This is a genomic window from Micromonospora sp. NPDC005979 (assembly GCF_040614415.1).
GTDB lineage: Bacteria > Actinomycetota > Actinomycetes > Mycobacteriales > Micromonosporaceae > Micromonospora.
In genome coordinates, this window is the sequence record NZ_JBEXUR010000004.1 from 42,668 (window position 1) to 63,677 (window position 21,010).

Annotated in this window: 22 protein-coding genes; 11 read left to right on the forward strand and 11 right to left on the reverse strand. The window is 71.1% G+C overall.

Going from position 1 to position 21,010, the window contains the following annotated elements:
- Positions 1 to 18 precede the first annotated feature (18 nt).
- The gene (gene murA / locus ABZ272_RS09080; protein ID WP_355049370.1) at positions 19 to 1,374 is read right to left on the reverse strand and encodes a UDP-N-acetylglucosamine 1-carboxyvinyltransferase; all 1,356 of its coding nucleotides are present in this window, start codon (positions 1,372 to 1,374) and stop codon (positions 19 to 21) included.
- Positions 1,375 to 1,586: 212 nt separating this feature from the next.
- A complete protein-coding gene (gene nadA, locus ABZ272_RS09085) occupies positions 1,587 to 2,762 on the reverse strand; it encodes a quinolinate synthase NadA (protein ID WP_355049371.1) in 1,176 nt (391 codons plus the stop codon).
- Between the two features lie 68 nt (positions 2,763 to 2,830).
- Between nadA and ABZ272_RS09090 the strand changes: the two genes are divergently transcribed.
- The 3 genes from ABZ272_RS09090 to ABZ272_RS09100 all read left to right on the forward strand — a co-directional run bounded on the left by ABZ272_RS09090 (position 2,831) and on the right by ABZ272_RS09100 (position 5,639).
- The gene (locus ABZ272_RS09090) at positions 2,831 to 3,970 is read left to right on the forward strand and encodes a glycerate kinase (protein WP_355049372.1); all 1,140 of its coding nucleotides are present in this window, start codon (positions 2,831 to 2,833) and stop codon (positions 3,968 to 3,970) included.
- 159 nt (positions 3,971 to 4,129) lie between these two features.
- Positions 4,130 to 4,498, forward strand: coding sequence for an iron-sulfur cluster insertion protein ErpA (erpA, locus tag ABZ272_RS09095; RefSeq protein ID WP_282257478.1), 369 nt, complete (start codon positions 4,130 to 4,132; stop codon positions 4,496 to 4,498).
- Between the two features lie 163 nt (positions 4,499 to 4,661).
- Positions 4,662 to 5,639, forward strand: coding sequence for a carbohydrate kinase family protein (locus ABZ272_RS09100; protein WP_355049373.1), 978 nt, complete (start codon positions 4,662 to 4,664; stop codon positions 5,637 to 5,639).
- 124 nt (positions 5,640 to 5,763) lie between these two features.
- Here the strand turns inward: ABZ272_RS09100 and ABZ272_RS09105 are convergent, their stop codons facing one another.
- Positions 5,764 to 5,997 carry a sulfurtransferase TusA family protein gene (locus ABZ272_RS09105; RefSeq protein ID WP_355049374.1) on the reverse strand — a complete coding sequence of 78 codons (234 nt, stop codon included), beginning with the start codon at positions 5,995 to 5,997 and terminating at the stop codon, positions 5,764 to 5,766.
- Positions 5,994 to 7,136: an aminotransferase class V-fold PLP-dependent enzyme gene (locus ABZ272_RS09110; RefSeq protein ID WP_355049375.1), complete on the reverse strand. Its 1,143-nt coding sequence runs from the start codon at positions 7,134 to 7,136 to the stop codon at positions 5,994 to 5,996. The genes ABZ272_RS09105 and ABZ272_RS09110 overlap by 4 nt, the downstream gene beginning before the upstream one ends.
- Positions 7,137 to 7,306: 170 nt before the next feature.
- Here ABZ272_RS09110 and coxB point away from each other — a divergent pair, with 170 nt between their 5' ends.
- The 3 genes from coxB to ABZ272_RS09125 all read left to right on the forward strand — a co-directional run bounded on the left by coxB (position 7,307) and on the right by ABZ272_RS09125 (position 9,244).
- The gene (gene coxB / locus ABZ272_RS09115; RefSeq protein WP_355049376.1) at positions 7,307 to 8,278 is read left to right on the forward strand and encodes a cytochrome c oxidase subunit II; all 972 of its coding nucleotides are present in this window, start codon (positions 7,307 to 7,309) and stop codon (positions 8,276 to 8,278) included.
- Between the two features lie 9 nt (positions 8,279 to 8,287).
- Positions 8,288 to 8,713, forward strand: a complete 426-nt coding sequence (locus ABZ272_RS09120) for a cytochrome c oxidase subunit 4 (RefSeq protein WP_355049377.1) — start codon at positions 8,288 to 8,290, stop codon at positions 8,711 to 8,713.
- Between the two features lie 324 nt (positions 8,714 to 9,037).
- The gene (locus ABZ272_RS09125; RefSeq protein ID WP_355049378.1) at positions 9,038 to 9,244 is read left to right on the forward strand and encodes a hypothetical protein; all 207 of its coding nucleotides are present in this window, start codon (positions 9,038 to 9,040) and stop codon (positions 9,242 to 9,244) included.
- Between the two features lie 158 nt (positions 9,245 to 9,402).
- On the opposite strand, the gene trpD is transcribed toward ABZ272_RS09125, so the two are convergent.
- The 3 genes from trpD to ABZ272_RS09140 all read right to left on the reverse strand — a co-directional run bounded on the left by trpD (position 9,403) and on the right by ABZ272_RS09140 (position 12,051).
- On the reverse strand, positions 9,403 to 10,467 hold the full coding sequence (gene trpD, locus ABZ272_RS09130; RefSeq protein ID WP_355049379.1) for an anthranilate phosphoribosyltransferase: 1,065 nt from the start codon (positions 10,465 to 10,467) through the stop codon (positions 9,403 to 9,405).
- Between the two features lie 90 nt (positions 10,468 to 10,557).
- A complete protein-coding gene (locus ABZ272_RS09135; protein WP_355049380.1) occupies positions 10,558 to 10,953 on the reverse strand; it encodes a hypothetical protein in 396 nt (131 codons plus the stop codon).
- Positions 10,954 to 11,061: 108 nt separating this feature from the next.
- On the reverse strand, positions 11,062 to 12,051 hold the full coding sequence (locus tag ABZ272_RS09140) for a cytochrome c oxidase assembly protein (protein WP_355049381.1): 990 nt from the start codon (positions 12,049 to 12,051) through the stop codon (positions 11,062 to 11,064).
- 108 nt (positions 12,052 to 12,159) lie between these two features.
- On the opposite strand from ABZ272_RS09140, the gene ABZ272_RS09145 reads away from it, so the two are divergent.
- The 5 genes from ABZ272_RS09145 to ABZ272_RS09165 all read left to right on the forward strand — a co-directional run bounded on the left by ABZ272_RS09145 (position 12,160) and on the right by ABZ272_RS09165 (position 17,343).
- Positions 12,160 to 12,759 carry a heme-copper oxidase subunit III gene (locus ABZ272_RS09145; protein ID WP_355049382.1) on the forward strand — a complete coding sequence of 200 codons (600 nt, stop codon included), beginning with the start codon at positions 12,160 to 12,162 and terminating at the stop codon, positions 12,757 to 12,759.
- A 72-nt stretch (positions 12,760 to 12,831) separates the two neighbouring features.
- Positions 12,832 to 13,671 carry a cytochrome c gene (locus tag ABZ272_RS09150; RefSeq protein ID WP_355049383.1) on the forward strand — a complete coding sequence of 280 codons (840 nt, stop codon included), beginning with the start codon at positions 12,832 to 12,834 and terminating at the stop codon, positions 13,669 to 13,671.
- Positions 13,672 to 13,735: 64 nt separating this feature from the next.
- A complete protein-coding gene (locus ABZ272_RS09155) occupies positions 13,736 to 14,839 on the forward strand; it encodes a Rieske 2Fe-2S domain-containing protein (protein ID WP_355049384.1) in 1,104 nt (367 codons plus the stop codon).
- Positions 14,836 to 16,467, forward strand: a complete 1,632-nt coding sequence (locus ABZ272_RS09160; RefSeq protein ID WP_355049385.1) for a cytochrome b N-terminal domain-containing protein — start codon at positions 14,836 to 14,838, stop codon at positions 16,465 to 16,467. The genes ABZ272_RS09155 and ABZ272_RS09160 overlap by 4 nt, the downstream gene beginning before the upstream one ends.
- Positions 16,468 to 16,662: 195 nt before the next feature.
- Entirely contained in the window at positions 16,663 to 17,343 is a 681-nt protein-coding gene (locus tag ABZ272_RS09165; protein WP_355049386.1) for a DUF4142 domain-containing protein, read from the forward strand.
- A 70-nt stretch (positions 17,344 to 17,413) separates the two neighbouring features.
- Here ABZ272_RS09165 and ABZ272_RS09170 read toward each other — a convergent pair whose 3' ends face one another.
- From ABZ272_RS09170 to ABZ272_RS09185, 4 genes are read right to left on the reverse strand one after another with little or no spacing between them, the layout of a single operon-like run.
- Positions 17,414 to 17,701, reverse strand: a complete 288-nt coding sequence (locus ABZ272_RS09170; protein ID WP_355049387.1) for an Lrp/AsnC ligand binding domain-containing protein — start codon at positions 17,699 to 17,701, stop codon at positions 17,414 to 17,416.
- 36 nt (positions 17,702 to 17,737) lie between these two features.
- The gene (locus ABZ272_RS09175) at positions 17,738 to 18,592 is read right to left on the reverse strand and encodes a sugar phosphate nucleotidyltransferase (RefSeq protein ID WP_355049388.1); all 855 of its coding nucleotides are present in this window, start codon (positions 18,590 to 18,592) and stop codon (positions 17,738 to 17,740) included.
- Complete coding sequence (locus tag ABZ272_RS09180; protein ID WP_355049389.1) at positions 18,589 to 19,131, reverse strand: NUDIX domain-containing protein; 543 nt, start codon at positions 19,129 to 19,131, stop codon at positions 18,589 to 18,591. Before ABZ272_RS09180 ends, ABZ272_RS09175 begins: the two co-directional genes overlap by 4 nt.
- A 53-nt stretch (positions 19,132 to 19,184) precedes the next feature.
- Complete coding sequence (locus tag ABZ272_RS09185; RefSeq protein ID WP_355049610.1) at positions 19,185 to 20,975, reverse strand: HD domain-containing protein; 1,791 nt, start codon at positions 20,973 to 20,975, stop codon at positions 19,185 to 19,187.
- Between the last annotated feature and the right edge of the window lie 35 nt (positions 20,976 to 21,010).

Below are 21,010 nucleotides of genomic sequence, written 5' to 3' on the forward strand. Positions count from 1 at the left end.
AACGGTTGGCGAGGGAGGTTACGGGCGCTCGGCGTGCGCGCCCAGGTCGGCGAGCTTCGCCTCGAAGTCCTCGTAGCCCCGGTTGATCAGGTCGACGCCGTACACGCGGGAGGTGCCCTCGGCCGCGAGCGCCGCGATCAGGTGGCTGAACCCGGCCCGCAGGTCCGGGATGACCAGGTCGGCGGCGTGCAGCTTGCTCGGCCCGGCGATCACCGCCGAGTGCTTGAAGTTGCGCCGGCCGAAGCGGCACGGGGTGCCGCCGAGGCAGTCCCGGTAGACCTGGATGTTGGCGCCCATCGAGTTCAGCGCCTCGGTGTAGCCGAGCCGCTGCTCGTAGACCGTCTCGTGGACGATCGACAGGCCACGGGCCTGGGTCAGCGCCACGACCAGCGGCTGCTGCCAGTCGGTCATGAAGCCCGGGTGCACGTCGGTCTCCAGCGCCACGGCGTTCAGCTCGCCGCCCGGGTGCCAGAAGCGGATGCCGCCCTCCTGGCCCGGGTCGCCCAGCTTCGGCGCGCGGGCGTCGGTGACCTCGTACTCGCCACCGACGGACCGGAAGATGTTCAGGAAGGTCATCATGTCGGCCTGCTGCGCGCCGAGCACCTCGACGTGGCCACGGGTGGCCAACGCGGCGGCGGCCCAGCTCGCGGCCTCGATCCGGTCCGGGATCGGCCGGTGCGTGTACCCGTGCAGCTTCGGCACGCCCTGGATCTCGATCACCCGGTCGGTGTGGACCTTGATGATCGCGCCCATCTTCTGCAGGATGCAGATCAGGTCGATGATCTCCGGCTCGACGGCGGCGTTGCGCAGCTCGGTGACGCCCTCGGCCATGACCGCGGTCAGCAGCACCTGCTCGGTGGCGCCGACGCTCGGGTACGGCAGGGCGAACTTGGTGCCGTGCAGCCCGTTCGGCGCGGATAGGTGCATGCCCTGCGGCTGCTTGTCGACGACGGCGCCGAACTGGCGCAGCGCCTCCAGGTGGAAGTCGATCGGACGCGGGCCGATGTGGCAGCCGCCCAGGTCCGGGATGAACGCGTGCCCGAGACGGTGCAGCAGCGGCCCGCAGAACAGGATCGGGATACGGCTCGAACCGGCGTGCACGTTGATCTGGTCGGTGCTGGCGCTCTCCACGTTCGCGGGGTCGAAGACGAGTTCACCGTCCTCGGCGCCGTCGGTCACCTTGACGCCGTGCAGACCGAGCAGACCCCGGACCACCTCGACGTCGCGGATCTTCGGCACGTCGAACAGCCGGCTCGGGCTGTCGCCCAGCAGTGCGGCGACCATCGCCTTCGAAACCAGGTTCTTCGCGCCGCGCACGCGGATCCGCCCTTCGAGCGGAGTGCCTCCATGCACGACCAGGACGTCGTCGGTCAACGCAACCTCCAGCGCTTCGGTGCTGCTGTGTTGATGGTGGGGAGCGTGAACCTTGTCGCTACCCCGGATGCGGCCATATCGAAACGGCCCGCTCGCGTCGTCGCTCCGGCAGCATAGCCCTCGGTGACGAAAAAGGACTCGGTCAGACCGGCGTGTGTGGCATTAATCGGTGATCCGGCACTTTTGTGTACCAGGGACGTCACGGATCGTGATCACGCGCCGGGCAGGGCGAGCATCTGGTCCAGCGCCACCCGCGCGTGGTGGGCGGTGTCGGCGTCCACCGTGATCTGGTTGGCCACCCGGCCCGCGACCAGCTCCTCCAGCGCCCACACCAGGTGCGGCAGGTCGATCCGGTTCATCGTCGAGCAGTAGCAGACCGCCTTGTCGAGGAACATGATCTGCTTGTCCGGGTGGGCCAGGGCCAGCCGGCGGACCAGGTTCAGCTCGGTGCCCAGCGCCCACGCCGACCCGGCCGGCGCCGCCTCGATGGTCTTGATGATGTACTCGGTCGAGCCGACGTGATCGGCGGCGGTGACCACCTCGTGCCGGCACTCCGGGTGGACCAGCACGTTGACGCCCGGCACCCGCTCCCGTACGTCGTTGACGCTGTCCAGCGTGAACCGGCCGTGCACCGAGCAGTGCCCCCGCCAGAGGATCATCTTGGCGTCGCGCAGCTGCTCCGGCGTGAGCCCGCCGCCGGGCTTGTGCGGGTCGTAGAGCACGCAGTCGTCCAGCGACAGGCCCATCTCCAGGACCGCTGTGTTGCGGCCCAGGTGCTGGTCCGGAAGGAAGAGAACCTTCTGCCCCTGCTCGAACGCCCAGTCAAGGGCGCGCTTGGCGTTGGACGAGGTGCAGACGACGCCGCCGTTACGCCCGACGAAGCCCTTGATGTCCGCCGAGGAGTTCATGTACGTCACCGGCACGGTGTCGCCCGCGATGCCCAGCTCGGTCAGCGTGTCCCAGGCGGCCTCGACCTGACCCAGCACGGCCATGTCCGCCATCGAGCAGCCGGCGGCCAGGTCGGGCAGGATCACCCGCTGGGTGCCGGTGGTGAGGATGTCGGCGCTCTCGGCCATGAAGTGCACGCCGCAGAAGACGATGTACTCCGCCTCCGGACGGGCCGCCGCCTCCCGGGCCAGCTTGAACGAGTCACCCGTCACGTCGGCGAACTGGATCACCTCGTCGCGCTGGTAGTGGTGCCCCAGTACGAAGACCTTGCTGCCCAGCTTCGCCTTCGCCGCCGTGGCGCGGGCCACCAGGTCGGGATCGCTGGGCGCCGGCAGGTCGCCCGGACACTCGACGCCGCGCTCGGTGTCGGGGTCGCTGCCCCGGCCGAGCAGCAGCAGAGCCGTCGCCGTGTTGGAGGGTTCCACCCAGGTCGAAGTCACGTAGCCCATGGTCCCACAGCGCGAGCGCGCCGCAGCTCCGCTCGGTGTGTGCTGCCACACTGCTCGCCATGCGCGTGCTGCTCTGCCCGGACAAGTTCGCCGGCACCCTGTCCGCACCGGAGGTGGCCGCCGCGGTCGCCGCCGGTTGGCGCACCGTCACCGACGGCGATGACCTGCTGATCCGGCCCCTCGCCGACGGTGGGCCGGGCTTCGTCCAGGTGCTCGCCGACGCGCTCGGTGGCCGGCGGCTGCCGGTGTCGACGGTCGATCCGCTGGGCCGTCCGGTGGCGGGTGAGATCCTGCTCACCGCCGATGGCGCGACCGCCTACCTGGAGAGCTCCCAGGCGTGCGGACTGCACCTGCTCGCCGTCGACGAGCGTGACCCGAAGGCCGCCACGTCGTACGGGCTGGGTCTGCTGGTGGCCGCCGCCGTGGAGAGCGGGGCCCGGACGGTGGTGATCGGGCTGGGTGGCTCCGCCACCAACGACGCCGGCGCGGGCATGCTCGCGGCGCTGGGCGCGACTCCGCTGGACGGGACCGGCGCGGCGTTGCCGTACGGCGGAGCCGCGCTGGCCGCGGTCGACGCGCTGGACGGCGTACCCCGGTTGCGGGACGCCCTGCTGGTCGCCGCCACCGACGTGGACAACCCGCTGCTCGGCCTGCACGGCGCGAGCAACGTCTTCGGTCCGCAGAAGGGCGCCGACCGGGCCGACGTGCTGCTGCTCGACGCCGCCCTGGAACGCTTCGCGGCGGTGCTGGAACGGGACCTGCCCGGCTGCCCGACGGGCCTGGGCGCGCTGCCCGGCGGTGGGTCGGCCGGCGGCCTGGGCGCGGCCGTCCTCGCGCTCGGCGGAACCGTTGAGTCCGGTATCGGTCTGGTCACCCGCGCCAACCGGCTGGACGCCGCCCTGGACACCGCCGACCTGGTGATCACGGGGGAGGGGTCCTTCGACCACCAGTCGCTGCGCGGCAAGGTCGTCGCCGGGGTGGCCGGGGCCGCCCGGGACCGTGGGGTGCCCTGCGTGGTGGTCGCCGGCCAGGTCAGCACCGGCCGGCGGGAGGCCGCCTCGGCCGGCGTGACCGACGCCTACAGCCTGGTGGAGCACTTCGGCGGCGAGGAGACCGGCGGGCTGGCCGCCGCGCTGAGCCGCCCCGCCGACGGGCTGCGCGAACTGGGCGCCCGGCTGGCCCGGCAGTGGAGCCGCTGAGCGCGTGGCACCGTCCCACCTGGGCCCGGGAGCCCGCCACGCGGGTACGTCCGGTCCGGGCGGCGTACCATCGGAACTGGACCACAACCGGGAATCACTGGACGGCGCGCGACGTTGGCCAGTGCGTCCGGACCCAAAACCGCGCAGGGAGACTTCCACGTGACCACGCCAGCGCAGACCGAGTCGACCGAGGCCCAGGCCCCTACTTCCGTCGTCCTCACCGACGTCGCGGCGCAGAAGGTCAAGGCCCTGATCGAGCAGGAGGGCCGCGACGACCTGCGGCTCCGTGTCGCGGTGCAGCCGGGTGGCTGCTCCGGCCTGCGGTACCAGCTCTTCTTCGACGAGCGCTCGCTCGACGGTGACGTCGTCACCGACTTCGGTGGCGTCGAGGTCGTCGTCGACCGCATGAGCGCCCCCTACCTGGCCGGCGCGACGATCGACTTCGCCGACCGGATCGACGCCCAGGGCTTCACCATCGACAACCCCAACGCGGGCAACTCCTGCGCCTGCGGCGACTCGTTCAACTGAGTCACGCACCACACCAGCGATGACGGGGCCGTCCCTTTCGGGGCGGCCCCTTCGTCATGGGCGCGCTGGTGACGAGCTGGTTGCCGTCGCCCGACGGACCGGACACGCCCCGGTTGCCGGGCCGGTAGGCTGACCGCGCCCCGCTCCCGACCCTGAGGTTGACATGAAGATCGCCGTGACCGGCTCGATCGCCACCGATCACCTGATGAGCTTCCCGGGTCGCTTCGCCGACCAGCTCATCGCCGATCAACTGCACAAGGTTTCGCTCTCCTTCCTGGTGGACGACCTGGTGCTCCGCCGCGGTGGGGTGGCGGCGAACATCTCCTTCGGCATGGGGCAGCTCGGGCTGCGCCCGGTGCTGCTCGGGGCGGTCGGCGCGGACTTCGCCGACTACCGCTCCTGGCTGGAGCGGCACGGCGTGGACTGCGACTCCGTGCACGTCAGTGAGGTGGCGCACACCTCCAGGTTCGTCTGCACCACCGACACCGACATGTGCCAGATCGCCTCGTTCTACGCGGGCGCCATGAGCGAGGCGCGCAACATCGAACTGGCGCCCGTCGCCGACCGGGTCGGCGGACTGGACCTGGTGCTGGTCAGCGCCAACGACCCGGCGGCGATGCTGCGGCACTCGGCCGAGTGCCGCACCCGCGGGTACGCGTTCGCCGCCGACCCCTCCCAGCAGCTCGCCCGGATGCCCGGCGAGGACGTGGTGGCGCTGATCGAGGGCGCCGAGTACCTCATGACCAACGACTACGAGAAGTCGCTGCTGCAGAGCAAGGCACAGCTGAGCGACGACCAGTTGCTGGACCTGGTGAAGGTGCGGGTCACCACGCTGGGCAAGGACGGCGTCGAGATCGCCGGTCGGGGCATCGACCCCATCCACGTACCCATCGCCCGGGAGATCCGGGCCGTCGACCCCACGGGTGTCGGCGACGGCTTCCGGGCCGGTTTCTTCACCGCGCTCTCCTGGGGTCTCGGGCTGGAGCGGGCCGCCCAGGTCGGCTCGCTGTTGGCCACGCTCGTGCTGGAGACGGTCGGCACCCAGGAGTACGACGTACGCCGCGACCTGTTCGTCAAGCGCCTCGCCGAGTCCTACGGCGACGTGGCAGCCGAAGAAATCCGCCCCCACCTCCTCCCGTAACCCACCCCACCCCGGCCCCCGCGCCGATCTTGCACTTTGTGTCGCCGTTTCGCGGCTTGTATCCGCTCTTGTCGCCACCGAAAGTGCAAGATCGCGGGGGAGGGTGGGAGGAAGTGGGCGGGGGTTAGTGGGTGCGGCGGATGTCGTAGGCGGGGCCTTCGGGGCCCGTTAGGGCGCCTAGGTACTCCTGGCCGCGCATGCGGCACCAGGCCGGGAGGTCGACCGCCGCCGCCGGGTCGTCGGCCAGCACCCGGACGACCGTGCCGACCGGCACCTGCGGCATCCGCCGGGCCGCCGCGATCACCGGCAGCGGGCAGCGCTGACCCCGGCAGTCGATCACCTCGTCCGGCATCGTCACAGCCCGACCACCCCGGCGTCGGCGCGCAGGCCGGCGACGATCCCGGGCAGCTCGGCGAGGAAGCGCTCGATGTCCTCCTCGGTGGTGTCCCGGTGCAGACTGACCCGCACGTTGCCGTGCGAGAGCACCCCCATCGCCTCCAGCACGTGCGACGGCCGCAGCGTGGACGACGTGCAGGACGAACCGGATGACACCGCGAACCCCCGCCGGTCCAGCGCGTGCAGCAGCGTCTCGCCGTCGACGTACAGGCAGGAGAACGTCACCAGGTGCGGCAGGCGCAGCACCGGGTCGCCGACGACCTCCACGTCGGGCACCTCCGCCGCGACCCGCGCCCGGATCCGGTCCACCAGCGGGGACAGCCGGGCAGCCTCGGCGGCCGCGTCGGCCGCCGCCGCGCGCAGGCTCGCCGCCGCCGCCACCACCGCGGGCAGGTTCACCACCCCGGGGGTACGACCACCCTCCCGCTCGTCGGCCGGCCACGGCGACTCCCAGCGGGTGCCCTTGCGCACCGCCAGCAACCCCACCCCGGGTGGCCCGCCCCACTTGTGGGCGCTGGCGCTGAGCACCGACCAGCCGGCCGGCAGCGGCACCCGTCCGACCGACTGCGCCGCGTCGACGTACAGCGGTACCCCGACCTCCGCGCACACGGCCGCCGCCTCGGCGACCGGCTGCACGGTGCCCACCTCGTGGCTGGCGCTGATCAGCGCCGCCAGCGCGACCCCGGGAGCACGGACGGCGTCCGACCAGCCGGTCAGGTCTAGCCGGCCCACCCGGTCGACCGGTACGGCGGTGGCGGCGCCGCCGGCCGCGACGTGCCGCTCGGCGGCGTGCAGGACGGCGGAGTGCTCGATCGCCGAGTGCACCAGGGTCGCCCCGACGCGATGCCGTCCCGCCAGCGCGCCGAGCACCGCGCCGTGGGCTGCCGTCGTACCGCTGGGGGTGAAGGACAGCTCGTCGGCGCGGACGCCGAGCGTCTGCGCGGCGGCCTCGCGGGCGGCGTCGAGCAGTTGTCGCGCGCGGCGTGCCTGGCCGTAGAGCTTCCCCGGGTCGGCCCAGCCGTCCTCCAGGGCCGCCAGCAGAGCCTGCCGGGCGACCGGATGCAGCGGCGCGGCCGTCGCCGCGTCCAGGTAGACGCTCACGGGTCCCCACGCTATCGCGACGTTATGCCCAGGATCCCCCCGATGGGGGCGGACAGTGACCCCACCACGGCCGAGTCCGTCATGGTCGAGTAATCTGCGACCGTCGGTGACGCCTTTGCCGCCGGTGCTGACGAACGACGCACCGCGGCGCGCTAGGGAGGCAGGACCAGGTGGTCGCAAGGAGTTCGGAGGTACGGCCGTCGGCCGTACGGCACGGTGCTGCCCCACGGGTCGGTGGACGCCGGGGACGTGGTGCCGGTCGGCTGGCCGGGCTCGGTCTCGGGGGCGTGGCGCTGCTGGTTCTGCTCACGGGCTGTGACGTCGGCAAGACGTTCGACGGCTTCGGTTGGCCGCAGGGCGGCATCACGCCCGAGTCGCACCGGATGTACGACCTGTGGATCGCCTCCTGCGTCGCCGCGCTCGCGGTCGGCGTCTTCGTGTGGGGCCTGATCTTCTGGTGTGTCGTGCGGTACCGCAAGCGTGGCAACGCGCTGCCGGTGCAGACCCGCTACAACCTGCCGATGGAGTTCCTCTACACCATCGCGCCGATCCTGATCGTCTCCGTGCTCTTCTACTACACGGCGATCGTGCAGACCGACGTCGACAAGCTGTCGAAGAACCCGGACGTCACTGTCGAGGTCGTCGCGTTCAAGTGGAACTGGCAGTTCAACTACCGCGACGGTCAGGGCACGGAAGCCAAGACCACCGCGTCGACGCTGGGCACCAGTGAGGTCATCCCGGTGCTCGTGCTGCCGACCAACCGGTCCATCCGGTTCGAGGAGACGAGCCGCGACGTCATCCACTCCTTCTGGGTGCCGGAGCTGCTGTTCAAGCGGGACGTCATGCCGGGCAAGATCCGCAACGTCTTCGAGGTCTCCAGCCTCGACGCCGAGGGCGCGTACGTCGGCCGCTGCGCCGAGCTGTGCGGCAGCTACCACGCGTTCATGAACTTCGAGCTGCGGGTCGTCTCGCCGGAGAAGTACGACCAGTTCCTCGCGGCCAAGCAGGGCGGCAAGTCCACCCAGGAGGCGCTGGCCCAGATCGGCGAGGAGCCGTACGCGCAGACCACGAAGCCGTTCGACACCCGACGGACGCAGAGCAACTTCAACCCGGACAAAGCTCCGGCCGGCACGGGAAGCTGAGGCAGCCGCATGAAGACCGAGTGGCGTATCTTCCTGATCATCGCCGGGTTCCTCTTCGGCGCGACCATCCTCTACGGCGCCTGGACGCACGGTGAGTCCGGCAACATCGAGTGGGTGGGCACCGTCGCCCTGGCGCTGTCGTTCCTGCTCTGCTCGATGTGCGGTGGCTTCTTCTGGTTCGTCTCCCGCCGTATCGACCTGCGCCCCGAGGACCGGGCCGACGCCGAGATCGCGGACGGCGCCGGTGAGGTCGGCTTCTTCAGCCCGGGCAGCTACTGGCCGTTCGGTCTGGCGCTGGCCGCCGCGATCGCCGCGCTGGGCATGGTGTTCTGGCAGTTCTGGCTGATCGGTCTCGGCCTGGTGGCGGTCGTCTTCGCCGCCTGCGGCCTGCTGTTCGAGTACTACAGCGGCACCCGGCGCACCGCCGAGCACTGATCGACCCGGTCGCCCCTGGCGACCGATCGCGTACCGCCACGAAGGCCCGCACCCCGCCCGGGGGAGCGGGCCTTCGTCGTGCCGCGATCGTCGATGCGGGGTGTCAGCGCAATGATCGACTCGACTTCCTGGAATCGGCGCTGTCCGGCCGGCATGGACACCCCGACTTCGGCGACGTCGAGTCGATCGAGCGAGAGGCGGGTAGTGGGCGCGGGAGATTTGTCGGACCCGCGTGGGAAACTACAGGCGAGTAGTTCTCCGCTTCCGTTGTGCGTCGTTGTCGCATTCCAGAGGCGGTCGTCCGGACTGAGAAGGAGACGCCCGATGTCGCACCGCGATCTCTACTGCGACGTCTGCGCGGGCGTGACGCCGTTCGAGGCGCCGCCCTGCGTCGACGGCCACGGCAGCGACTGTCCCGAGCTGGTCTGCACCGGTTGCGGCGCGGCCCTGGTGATCACCACGTTCGTCGCGCCCGTCACCCGGCTGGCCGAGCGCCGCCGTCGCCAGCCCACCCGCCGCCACGCCGCCTGACCCGCGCAGTTGTCGACCGGCCGCCACGTCGCAAGCCCGGCGCGGTGATAGCGCCGTCTCGCCGATGTGGCGGCCTCTCGCCGCGCCCATAACGCCACGTCGCCGACCTGGTTGTCCGGGCAGCGCGTGTCGGTCGTCCCTGCGGGCGGCCGTGCCGATCAGGCGGTCGCCGGGGCCGCGGCGGTGGTGGCGGTCTCGATCCAGCGCTCCAGGACGCCCGCTGCCGCGCCCGCGTCGATCGACTCGGCGGCGCGGTCCAGGCCGGCGCGCAACGCCTCGGTCAGGTCGCCGTCGAGCGGCCCCTGCGTCGCGAGCGCCGCCGCCGCGTTGACCAGCACCGCGTCGCGCACCGGGCCGGTCTCACCGGCCAGCAGGCGACGGGCCACACCGGCGTTGTACGCGGCGTCACCGCCGCGCAGGTCACTCAGGGTGGCCCGGGGTACGCCCAGTTCGCTCGCGTCCAGCACGGCCTCGCGTACGGCGCCGTTCTGCGCCGCCCAGACGCGGGTCGGCGCGGCGGTGGTGAACTCGTCCAGGCCGTCCTCGCCGCGCATCACCAGCACCGAGTCGCCCCGGGCGGCGAACACGCCGGCCATCACCGGGGCCATCCGCGCGTCGAAGCAGCCGACCGCGCCGGCGCGGGGCCGGGCCGGGTTGGTCAGCGGGCCGAGGAAGTTGAACACGGTGGGGACGCCCAGCTCCCGGCGGACCGGCCCGGTGTGCCGCATGCCCGGGTGGAAGCGGGCGGCAAAGCAGAACCCGATGCCCGCCTCGGTGACGCACCGCACGATGGCGTCGGGGTCGAGGTCGAGCGGGACGCCGAGGAACTCCAACAGGTCGGCGGTGCCGCAGGAGGAGGACGCGGCGCGGTTGCCGTGCTTGACCACCCGGACACCCGCGCCCGCGACGACGAGCGCGGCCATGGTGGAGATGTTGACCGTGTGGGCGAGGTCACCGCCGGTGCCGACAACGTCCAGCGCGGTGGAGCGCAGCTCGTCGGGCAGGTCGACCGGGACGGCCCGGCTCAACATCGTCTCCACCAGGCCGGCCAGCTCGGCCGAGGTCTCACCCTTGGCCCGCAGCGCCACCGCGAAGCCGGCCACCTGCGCCGCGCCCGCCGAGCCGGCCATGATCTCGCCCATGGCCCAGGCGGTGTCGCCGGTGGACAGCTCCTCGCCGCGCAGCAGCGAGTTGAGCAGGTGCGGCCAGGTCCGATCGCCCATTGCGGGCCTCCCGAGCGTACGAAGTGCGGGTGGGCTGGAACCGGCGCAGGCTCGGCCGGCGCCGTGTCGGTGCCGGTTGGCGCGGGAACGTCAGGCGGGTGCGTGCGTCCGCAGCAACTCGGCCACCGTGCTGCCGGTGGTCACCGGGTCGAGCGGGTGCACCAGCGTCGCGTCGACCTCGGCGTACGCGGCGAGCCATCGGTCCGCGGCGCGGGCGATCACGAGGCAGGTGGGCGGCGCGTCGTCCCGGTCGTCCTTGATCTGCCGGGCGATGCCGATGCCGCCGCCGGGGCTGGCCTCGCCGTCGAGCAGCAGCAGGTCGATCTCGTAGTCGTCGACCAGCCGGATGGTCTCGGCGTAGGTCGACGCGTCGACGAACTCGATCCGCAGGCCGGGCGCGGGCCGGGTGCCCACGGCGAGCCGCATCCGGTCACGGACCTGCGGGTCGTCGCTGTAGAGCAGGACGGTGCACAGACGCTCACTCATGCCGACACTCCGCTTCCAACCTCGTAGCTGCCCGCCGATCGTACCGGCCGACGTGACGTACCTGACACGCCGCCCGCTTCCGCGCGTCGGGCGTGCCGTCTGCGCAGCTCAGGCCGTCGTGGCCTCGGCCGCGCGCTCGCGCGCCTCCTGGCGGTCCAGCTCGCGGTCGACACGGCGGGCCTCCCGCTCGGACTGCTTGACCCACTGCACCACCAGCACCGCGAGCATGGTGACGCTGACGAACTCGCCGCCGGCCCAGAGGATGCCGCCGGCGACCACCTGGTCGGCCTTCGGGTCGGACCAGCTCAGGTTGAGCGAGGGGTACCAGTCGCCGCCGAAGAGCGTGGTGCTCTGCATGATGGTGAGCCCGAGCACGGTGTGGAACGGCACGGAGAGCAGCATCAGCAGCGCCCGCGCCGGATACGGCCAGCGGCCCGGCAGCGGGTCGAGGCCGAGCAGTGGCCAGAAGAACACGCAGCCGGTCAGGATGAAGTGCGCGTGCACCAGCTCGTGCGCCCAGGCGTGCTCCAGCGTGAAGCGGTACAGGTCGCTGAAGTACAGCGCGAACGGGTTGACCACGAAGATGGCGAACGCCACCAGCGGGAAGGTGTAGACCCGGGCGATCCGGCTGTGCACGATCGCCAGGAGGCGTTTGCGTGGCCCGACCGGCAGGGTCCGCAGGGCCAGCGTCATCGGCGCGCCCAGCGCCAGGAAGATCGGCGACACCATGGAGAGCACCATGTGCTGGACCATGTGCACCGACAGCAGCGCGGTGTCGTAGGCGTGCAGCCCACTGACCGTGACGAGCGCGATGCCGCCGAGGCCGGGGCCGAGGAAGAAGACGGTACGGGTGACCGGCCAGCGGTCGCCCCGGATGCGCAGCCGGTGCACCCCGTACAGGTAGAGGCCGGCGGCGAGCACCAGGCCGAGGGCCAGCCAGCTGTCCAACCGGGTCTCGGTCAGGACCGCGCCGATGGTGAACGGTGGCGGGGTCGCCTCGGCCCCGGCGGCCAGCGTCGACGGGCCCGCCGAGGTGGCCGCGAGCACATCGGCCGGGACGGCCGAGGTGGCGGCGAGGATGGGATCGACGTGCAGCACGCTTTTCAGGCTAGGCCAGGCGAACCGGACCCTGACGCCCGGGCCACGGAAGGCGCAGGTTTGCCACCCCGCTGATCGCCGGCCCCGGTCAGGGGCAATAATGACGGCGTGACTGCGGCCCCAGCCATTGACAAGAGCCGGATCCACTCTCTGACGCGACCCAACATGGTCAGCGTGGGGACGATCGTGTGGCTCTCCAGCGAACTCATGTTCTTCGCGGCGCTCTTCGCGATGTACTTCTCGATCCGCGCGGCTGCGCCGGAGCAGTGGGAGAAGCACACCGAGTCGTTGAAAATCCCGTACGCGACCACCTTCACGGTGATCCTGGTGCTGTCCTCGGTGACCTGCCAGCTCGGCGTCTTCGCGGCGGAGAAGGGTGACGTGCACGCGCTGCGCCGCTGGTTCACCGTCACCTTCGTGATGGGCCTGATCTTCGTGCTCGGCCAGGTGAACGAGTACCGCCACCTGGTGGAGGACGGCGTCCGGATCAACGCCGACGGCTACGGCTCGATGTTCTACCTGACGACCGGTTTCCACGGCCTGCACGTGACCGGCGGTCTCATCGCCTTCATCATCTTCATGGTCCGCACGACCATGGGCCGGTTCACCCCGGCGCAGGCGACCTCGGCGATCGTCGTGTCGTACTACTGGCACTTCGTCGACGTCGTGTGGATCGGCCTGTACGCCATGATCTACTGGCTCCAGTGATCTTGGCGCGTCACGAACCGCGCCGCTGCTCCGTCCCCTGAGACAAGGTCCAACCGGTTAAGGACACAGCTCATGACTTCTGACAACGACCGCCGACGCGGCCTGCTCGCGCGGTTGCGCGGGCGGCCCGCCGCGCGCAGCAGGGGCCGCCGCCGGCTGGGCGCCGCGGTCCGGCTGATCGCGGCGCTGATGCTCGCCGGCGGCGCCTACACCGTCTTCGCCCCCGGTGCGCAGGCGCAGGACAATCCGCCGCTCACCGGCGCCGCAGCCGAGGGCAAGGCGCTGTTCGACGTGAGCTGTGTGACCTGCCACGGACGCAACGCCCAGGGCGTCGAGGGCCGCGGGCCGAGCCTGATCGGCGTCGGCGCGGCCTCGGTCGAGTTCCAGGTCAGCTCGGGCCGGATGCCGCTGGCCCGCCAGGAGGCCCAGGCGCACCGCAAGCCCCCGGTCTTCACCGACGAGCAGACCCGGCAGCTCGCCCAGTACATCCAGGAACTCGGCGGCGGTCCGGTCGTTCCGGGCACCGAAGAGGACCTGCACAAGGACGGCAACGTCGCGGCCGGCGGCGAGCTGTTCCGGATCAACTGCTCGCAGTGCCACGCCTTCGGCGGTGGCGGCGGTGCGCTCTCCTCGGGCAAGTTCGCCCCGAGCCTGCACCCCGCGACGGACCGGCAGATCTACGCGGCGATGCTGAGCGGCCCGCAGAACATGCCGGTGTTCGGCGACAACCAGATCACTCCGGAGCAGAAGGCCGACATCATCGCCTACATCCAGGAGACGCTGAAGACCGACCAGGACCCGGGCGGGTTCAACCTCGGTCGGTACGGGCCGTCCACCGAGGGCCTGGCGATCTTCCTGGTTGGCATCGTGGCGCTCGTGTTCGCTAGCCTGTGGATTGCGGGTAAGTCGTGACCGAGCGGATCTTCAGTTCCACCGCCGTGGTGCCGCTCGGCGCCACCCGTAGCGAGGTGACGGCATGAGCACGCACACCGAGCACCAGGCCTCGCAGGGCCCGGAGCCGCTCGACGTGAACGACCCCAGGCTGAGCCGGTTCGACATCGTCCGCGAGGGCGCGCGCCGGGACGACATCGAGATCGTCCACTACGAGCCGCAGGTGCTGCCGGGCACCAAGGCGGAGCGTCGGCTCACCCGCGTGGTGGCCGGGTTCTTCCTGATCACCGGTCTGGCGGCGACCGCCTTCCTGGCCATCTACATCTGGTGGCCGTGGCAGTACGAGCCGGGCCGCGGCGGCGACAAGTTCTACACGCCGCTGCTGGGCGCCACCCTCGGCGTGGCCCTGCTCGCCGTCGGTTTCGGCATCCTGACCTGGGGCAAGAAGTTGCTGCCCAAGGAGGTCTCGATCCAGGACCGGCACGAGGGTCAGGTCGACTCCGAGGGTCGCACCATCACCGGCCAGACCATGCTCTACCTGGCCGACGAGATGGGCATCAAGCGTCGTCCGCTGCTCGGCATCTCGCTGCTGGCCGGTCTCGCGCCGGTCGCCGCGGTCGCGGCGGCGCCGCTGGTCGGTGGCCTGATCTCCCAGCCGCACAAGAACAACCAGATGTTCACCACCGGGTTCGCCCCGACGGAGAACGGGCAGAAGATCCGTCTGGTCCGCGAGGACGGCCGCCCGGTGCGCCCGGCGGACATCAGCGCCGGTGGTCAGCTGACCGTCTTCCCGGGCATCGAGCACGGCGTGAGCAACCGGCACGCCGACTCGCCGACGTTGCTGATCCACCTGCGCGACGCGGACGCCCAGAAGTCCCGTGAGGCCAACTCGCGCCCCGGCGAGACGCAGAAGCACCACAAGGACTACATGTGGGGCAACTACGCGGCGTTCTCCAAGATCTGCACGCACGCCGGCTGCCCCGCCAGCCTCTACGAGCAGCAGACCAACCGGCTGCTCTGCCCGTGTCACCAGTCCCAGTTCCTGATCACCGACAACGCCCGGCCCGTATTCGGCCCGGCCAGCCGGTCGCTGCCGCAGCTGCCGATCGAGTTGGACTCCGAGGGTTTCTTCGTGGCGAAGTCCGACTACACCGAGACCGTCGGGCCTGACTTCTGGGAGCGGCCATGAAGCGTCGAAAGTTCGACCTGGCGGCCACGCCGGGCAAGGCCGCGGCGGGGGTGGACGACCGCTTCGCGGTGGCCACGCCGCTGCGCAAGCTGCTGAACAAGGTCTTCCCGGACCACTGGTCGTTCCTGCTGGGCGAGATCGCGCTGTTCTCGTTCATCGTGCTGCTGCTGACCGGTGTGTTCCTGACCTTCTTCTACGAGCCGGCGATGACCGAGGTGGTCTACGACGGCAGCTACGCGCCGTTGCAGGGCACCCCGATGTCCGCCGCGTACGCCTCCAGCCTGGATCTGTCGTTCGACGTCCGGGGTGGTCTGGTGATGCGGCAGATGCACCACTGGGCGGCGCTGCTGTTCATGGCCGCGATCGTCGTGCACATGCTGCGGGTGTTCTTCACCGGCGCCTTCCGCAAGCCGCGCGAGACCAACTGGATCATCGGTTCGCTGCTGTTCTGGGTCGGCTTCCTGGCCGGCTTCACCGGCTACTCGCTGCCGGACGACGGCCTGTCCGGCACCGGTCTGCGGATCGCCTCCGCGATCATGCTGTCCATCCCGGTGGTGGGCTCGTGGGTGACGTCGTCGGTCTTCGGTGGCGAGTTCCCCGGCACGATCATCATCAGCCGGTTCTTCATCGCCCACGTCCTGTTGATCCCGGGCCTGCTGCTCGCGCTGATCAGCGCCCACCTGGGTCTGGTCTTCAAGCAGAAGCACACCCAGTGGCCCGGCCCCGGCCGGACCAACAACAACGTGGTCGGCGAGCGGATGTTCCCCCGCTACGCGTTGAAGCAGGGCGGCTTCTTCATGGTCGTCTTCGGCGTCATCGCGCTGCTGGGCGGTCTGTTCCAGATCAACCCGATCTGGCTGTTCGGGCCGTACGAGGCGTGGGTGGTCTCGGCCGCCAGCCAGCCCGACTGGTACGTCATGTTCCTCGACGGCTCGACGCGACTCATGCCGGCGTGGCAGATCAACATCCCGATCGGCGACGGGTACGTCATCCCGCCGCTGTTCTGGCCCACTGTCGTGCTCCCCGGCATCCTGGTCGGCCTGTCGACGATGTACCCGTTCCTGGAGGCCCGGCACCTCAAGGACCGCAAGAGCCACAACCTGCTCCAGCGGCCCCGCGACGTTCCGGCCCGGACGGCCGTGGGCGCCATGGCCGTCGCCTTCTACATCGTGCTGACGCTCTCGGGCGCCAACGACGTGATCGCCGACAAGTTCCAGATCAGCCTGAACGCGATGACCTGGGCGGGCCGGGTCGGTCTGCTCGTGGTTCCGCCGCTGGCGTACTACGTCACCTACCGGCTCTGCCTGGGTCTGCAGCAGCACGACCGGGAGGTGCTCGCGCACGGCGTCGAGACCGGCATCATCCGGCGTCTGCCGGACGGTCGGTTCATCGAGGTCCACCAGCCGCTCAGCGCGTCGAACGGGCACGCGGACGGCCACGGTGAGCTGGAGTACGTCGGCTGGGTGGTACCCAAGAAGATGAACCGGCTCGGGGCCCTCGGCCCGGCGGTCCGGGGCTTCTTCTACCCGATCGAGAAGCCGGTCGAGGCGCCGGTCTCGCCGGGTCACCCGCCGGTCGAGCCCCGGGGAGATCGTGCGGAGATCGGCAGCGGCGAGAGCCGCCGCTGACCTCCCGACAGCACCGTCACGTGACGCCCGCCGGACTTCCGGCGGGCGTCACGCCTTTTCCGGTGTCCGGTCGCCCAACCGAGCAGGAGTCGGACGGGCACGGCGGGACCGGTCGACCCCGCGCGCCGGGCGATCGCAGGAATAACCCCCGTGAGCCGGGTATCCGTGCGATCCAACGTCTCTAGGGGGGGAAGCATGTTGGGTCTCAAACGCCTCGGCCTGTTGGCCGCGCTGGTGCTGGTGGGTGTCGCGCCGGCAGCAGCCGCCCAGGCGGCGGCACAGCCGTCGACGCAGGACACCCAGTACCTGCAGGCGGTGCACCAGGTGAACCTTTTCGAGATCACCGCCGGTGACCTGGCTCAGCAGAAGGGCCAGAACCAGGGGGTCAAGGACCTGGGCGCGATGTTCAAGACCGACCACACCCAGCTGGACCAGACGGTGCAGCAGACCGCGTCGCAGCTCAACGTCCAGCTGCCGAACGAGCCCACGACCGATCAGCAGGCGGTCATCGACAAGCTGAACAACGTCAGTGGCGCGGAGTTCGACCGGCTCTGGGTGACCAGTGAGCTGGCCGGTCACGTCCAGGCCATCCAGGCCACCCAGACGGAGATCTCGCAGGGCTCCGAGCAGTCGGTGGTCCAGTTGGCCCAGACCGCCCTGCCGACGCTGCAGGCGCACTACGACGAGCTGGTCCAGCTGGCCAACCAGTTGGGCATCCCGGTCCCGCAGACCAGCGCCAGCGGCACGCCCAGCCCGGGCACCTCGTCGCCGGCTCCGGGTGGCGTCACCGAGTCGCCGGCTCCGAGTGGTGGGATCACCGAGTCGCCGGAACCGGGCCTCGGCACCACCGAGCGGCCCGCTCCCAGCGAGAGCTGATCTCGCGGTAGCGCGACGGCCGGTCCACCCCACGCGGGGTGGACCGGCCGCGGCGCATGCGGGCCGCGGGTCAGTCGGCGTCCGCGAGGCCGATCGCGAACGTCTCCTCAAGGTCGAGCTTCGAGTACGCCCGGAACGCGATGTGCGACTCTGTGTTCAGCACACCCGGCACCTTGGAGATGCTGCCCGCGATGACCTGCGCGATCTGGTCGAACTCGCGGACCCGGACGATGGCGATGAGGTCGACGTGCCCCGCCACCGAGTAGACCTCGCTGACGCCGGGGACGTTGGCCAGGGCATCGGCCACCTCGGGGATCGCGTCGGTGGCGCAGTCGATCAGCACGATCGCGGTGATCACGGGGCATTTCTCCGTTCGTCGGCGTCGTCGCCCATGCTAGACCTGCACCGTCCCGTCGTCGCCGAAGCGGATCGCGTCCCGTAGCCGCTCGCCGTCCCGTACCGTCGCGCCCGGCCAGATCACGCTGCGTCGCACGTCGCCGCCCACCCGGGCGTCGGCGCCGACGACCGACTCGACACAGCTTCCGGTCACCGTGGCGGACCCGTCGACGAGCACGCCGCCGGCCGCCGCGTGCAGGTTGGCCGCCAGGTAGTCGGCCGGCGTCCCGGTGTCATAGAAGGTGCCCGCGTACGGCACCACGTCGAGCGCCCCGGCGGCCTCCGCCGGCCGCCACACCGCGCGTACCAGGTCGGACATCACCACCGGCAGGTCGCGGACCAGTCGCCACGGCAGCAGCGAGAAGCCGGTGAAGCAGTGCCCGGCGAAGGTACCCGGCGCGTACGGATCGGCGGCGGGCTGCCCGAGCAGGCGTACGGAGTCCCGGTCCCAACCGTCGAGCAGCGCGGCCACGTCGGGGCCCGGCGCGGTGGCCGGATCGGCCAGGTACGCGTCGGCGTTGCCGACCAGGACCGGTCGGCCGTCGATCCAGTCCCGCAGATTCGCCACCCCGCCCGCCGTGCCGAGCGGGTCGCCGGGCTCCACCGACAGGTGGGCGCGGTCGCCGACGTGCGCGACCACCTGGTCGGCGAGGTAGCAGGCGTTCACCGCGACCCGTGCGGGACTCCTCAGGCCCAGACCGGCCAACCGATCCAGAGCCCGGTCCAGGAGCGGCACGTTACCGACCGGGCAGAGCGCCTTGGGCACCCGTTCGGTGAGCGGGCGCAGTCGGGTGCCCTCGCCCGCGGCGAGCACGACCGCGCAGACGTCCCCCGGCCAGCTCGCCCTGGTCATGGCGCGTCGTCGGGCACCGGCGGCGGGAACTGCCCGGCCAGCGGCCCGATGTCGTAGTAGGCGAGCAACCGCGCGGTCGGCCAGGTGAGCTTGGGCAGGTCGTCCAACCGATGCCAGGCGGCCTCGAACACCTCCCCGCCGTCCACCACCAGTTCGGTGCTGGACGCCGGCACCTCCGCCTCGAAGACCATGTCCACCCAGCCCTTGGCGTGCACGATCGCGTTCGGCACGGCGGGGCGCAGCCGGGACGGCGGCAGCCGGACGCCGGACTCCTCGAACAGTTCGCGGGCCGCGCCCACGACCGGGGGCTCACCCCGGTTCAGCAGGCCGGCGGGGAGCGACCAGCCCTTGCCGGGCGGCTGGCGCAGCATCAGCAACCGACCCGCGCCCGTCGCCTCGGTGTCGCGGACCAACGTGACCGCGCCGACGATGTACTTCGGTACGGCGAGCCGGACCAGACGCCGGCGCACCGGCAGCGGCAGCCGGTAGAAGGCCTGGTAGAAGACGGCCCGACCGGTGGCACGGGAACGGGGGATCATGCCTTGAGGCTAGTGGTCACGAATGTCCCTCGGACGCGCTGGGGCACCCGGAGTCACTGTCGATGGTCGACCAGTTCGATGAGCTGCCGTACCACGGCGTCCGGTTCGATCACCCGGTCGAAGACCGCGACCAGCAGGGTCTCCAGGTCGGGATAGCCCAGCTCCTCGGAGAGCCGCAGCAGCGGCAGGTCGCTGGCGAGGCCCCGGTTGTGCTGGCGCAGGGCGAGACCGATGGTGGCCCGACCGAGGCGTACCTTGTCGCTGATCGTGATGCCCGGCTCGGTGTGCTCGGCGAACCACCTGTTGATCTGCATCTGCGCGTGCGGCGACTTGACGAACTCCAGCCACTCCTTGCGCGGGCCGCGCGGGGCGGCGGCCTCGAAGCCGTTGTCGGCGTCGTTCTCGGTGAAGATCTCCACCACGTCGCCCTCGTCCAGTTCCGAGCTCAGCGGTGCGAGCCGGCCGTTGATGCGGGCCGCGAGGCAGTGGTCGCCGCGATGATTGCCCAGCTCGTACGCCAGGTCGACGGGTGTGGCGCCGGCCGGCAGCACCACCTGACGACCGTCGGCGAAGACCTGGATCTGGCCCTCGGCGAGGTCGCAGCGCAGCGACTCGTAGAACTGCGCGGGGTCGGCGGCCTCCGGCTCCCAGTCGAGCACGCGGCGCAGCCAGTCCAGCTGCTCGGCCCGGGCCGCCGCGCTGCCGCTGCCCGAGCGCGGGAAGCGGAAGTCGGCGGCGATGCCGTACTCGGCCGCGCGGTGCATCTCCTGGGTGCGGATCAGCACCTCCACCGTACGGTCCTGCGGGCCGCAGACGCTGGTGTGCAGCGAGCGGTAGAGGTTGTTCTTCGGCGAGGCGATGAAGTCCTTGAAGCGGCCCGGTACCGGCCGCCACGTGCCGTGGATCGCGCCCAGCGCCGCGTAACAGTCGGTGGCCGGGCCGTCGACCACCACCGAGATGCGGGGCAGGTCGTACGGCGCGGTGTGGCCGCCCGCGACGGTGTCCTTCCAGATCGAGTAGAGATGCCGGGGACGAGGGCTCACCTCGGCGTCGACCCGGCTGCGCTTGAGCGCCGCCCGGGCGCGGTTGACCACCGCGTCGAGGTAGGCCTCCCAGCCGGGCCGGTCGTGCACGTGCCGGGCCAGCCGGGCGTGCTCGTCGGGCTCCAGGTGCAGCAGCACCACGTCGTCCAGCTCGCGCTTGAGGGTCTGGATGCCCAACCGGTCGCAGAGCGGGACCAGGACCTCCTGCGTCTTACGGGCGATCCGCTCCCGGGACGCCGCCGAGCGCACCCCGAGCGTCCGCATGTTGTGCAGCCGGTCGGCCAGCTTGATGATCAGCACCCGGACGTCCTTGGCCGCCGCGACGATCATCTTGCGGACCGTCTCCGCCTCGGCGGCCTTGCCGTAGAACGCCTTGTCGAACTTGGTCACCCCGTCGACCAGGTGGGCCACCTCGTGGCCGAAGTCCTCCGAGAGCGCCTGGAGCGTGTAGCGGGTGTCCTCGACCGTGTCGTGCAGCAGCGCCGCGACCAGGGTGGTGGTGTCCATGCCCAGCTCGGCGCAGATCTGCGCCACCGCGAGAGGATGGGTGATGTACGGCTCGCCGCTCTTGCGGAACTGCCCGCGGTGCATGTTCTCCGCGATCGTGTACGCCCGGCGCAGCACCGCCGGATCGGTGCCGGCGTGGATGCCCCGATGGGTGCGGACCAGGTGGGTGACCGGGTCGGAGTCGGTGGTCGGCCAGCTGAGCAACGACCGCAGTCGGCGGGTCAGGGGCAGCTCGCCCGACTGGGTTGGCAGGGCACCCCCCAGGGCGGCGCCGTGTCCGGCGTCGACGTCCACGAGGGACACCTCCTCACCCCGGCTCCGCGGTCACC

Excerpts from the sequence above, each read along its gene's own strand:
- ABZ272_RS09090 (WP_355049372.1), top strand. The coding sequence starts at position 2,831 with ATGCGCGTGCTGCTCTGCCCGGACAAGTTCGCCGGCACCCTGTCCGCA.
- ABZ272_RS09100 (WP_355049373.1), top strand. The coding sequence starts at position 4,662 with ATGAAGATCGCCGTGACCGGCTCGATCGCCACCGATCACCTGATGAGC.
- ABZ272_RS09120 (WP_355049377.1), top strand. The coding sequence starts at position 8,288 with ATGAAGACCGAGTGGCGTATCTTCCTGATCATCGCCGGGTTCCTCTTC.
- ABZ272_RS09125 (WP_355049378.1), top strand. The coding sequence starts at position 9,038 with ATGTCGCACCGCGATCTCTACTGCGACGTCTGCGCGGGCGTGACGCCG.
- trpD (WP_355049379.1), bottom strand. The coding sequence starts at position 10,467 with ATGGGCGATCGGACCTGGCCGCACCTGCTCAACTCGCTGCTGCGCGGC.
- ABZ272_RS09135 (WP_355049380.1), bottom strand. The coding sequence starts at position 10,953 with ATGAGTGAGCGTCTGTGCACCGTCCTGCTCTACAGCGACGACCCGCAG.
- ABZ272_RS09150 (WP_355049383.1), top strand. The coding sequence starts at position 12,832 with ATGACTTCTGACAACGACCGCCGACGCGGCCTGCTCGCGCGGTTGCGC.
- ABZ272_RS09155 (WP_355049384.1), top strand. The coding sequence starts at position 13,736 with ATGAGCACGCACACCGAGCACCAGGCCTCGCAGGGCCCGGAGCCGCTC.
- ABZ272_RS09160 (WP_355049385.1), top strand. The coding sequence starts at position 14,836 with ATGAAGCGTCGAAAGTTCGACCTGGCGGCCACGCCGGGCAAGGCCGCG.
- ABZ272_RS09165 (WP_355049386.1), top strand. The coding sequence starts at position 16,663 with ATGTTGGGTCTCAAACGCCTCGGCCTGTTGGCCGCGCTGGTGCTGGTG.
- ABZ272_RS09175 (WP_355049388.1), bottom strand. The coding sequence starts at position 18,592 with ATGACCAGGGCGAGCTGGCCGGGGGACGTCTGCGCGGTCGTGCTCGCC.
- ABZ272_RS09180 (WP_355049389.1), bottom strand. The coding sequence starts at position 19,131 with ATGATCCCCCGTTCCCGTGCCACCGGTCGGGCCGTCTTCTACCAGGCC.